The sequence below is a fragment of the Streptomyces calidiresistens genome, assembly GCF_014141525.1.
Lineage (GTDB): Bacteria > Actinomycetota > Actinomycetes > Streptomycetales > Streptomycetaceae > Streptomyces > Streptomyces calidiresistens.
This window is the reverse complement of record NZ_VKHS01001514.1, coordinates 1-525: the sequence shown is the minus strand read 5'-3', so window position 1 is coordinate 525 and position 525 is coordinate 1. Positions and strand designations below refer to the sequence as shown.

Here is a 525-nt window from a genome sequence, read left to right as displayed (position 1 = left end):
GGAGTCGGCCCTCCGGCCGCCCCGGCCGGCGGCGGCCGGAGGGCCGACTCCCTCTTCGCCCACGGCGTCGCCTCCGGCGACCCGCTGCCCGACGGCGTGCTGCTGTGGACACGGGTCACCCCCACCCCGGAGGCCGTACCCGGCTCCGGGCTCGGCCCGGCGGTCCCGGTCCGCTGGGAGGTGGCCGAGGACGCCGACTTCCGCTCGGTCGTCGCCGAGGGCGCGGTGACCGCCACGGCCGCGACCGACCACACCGTGAAGGTGGACGTGCGGGGCCTGCGCCCGGCCCGCGACCACCACTACCGCTTCACCGTCGAGGGCGTGCGCTCCCCCGTCGGCCGCACCCGCACCGCCCCGGCCGCCGACGCGAACCCGGACCGGCTGCGGCTGGGCGTCGTCTCCTGCTCCAACTACGAGGCGGGGCACTTCTCCGCCTACCGCCACCTCGCCGCCCGCGGCGACCTGGACGCGGTGCTGCACCTGGGCGACTACCTCTACGAGTACGGCACCGGCGAGTACCCCGCC

Annotated in this window: 1 protein-coding gene; it reads left to right on the top strand. The window is 77.9% G+C overall.

The genetic code is table 11. From position 1 onward, the window contains the following. The coding region (locus tag FOE67_RS28080) for an alkaline phosphatase D family protein (RefSeq protein ID WP_182667601.1) at window positions 1-525 on the top strand (525 nt) is incomplete at both ends.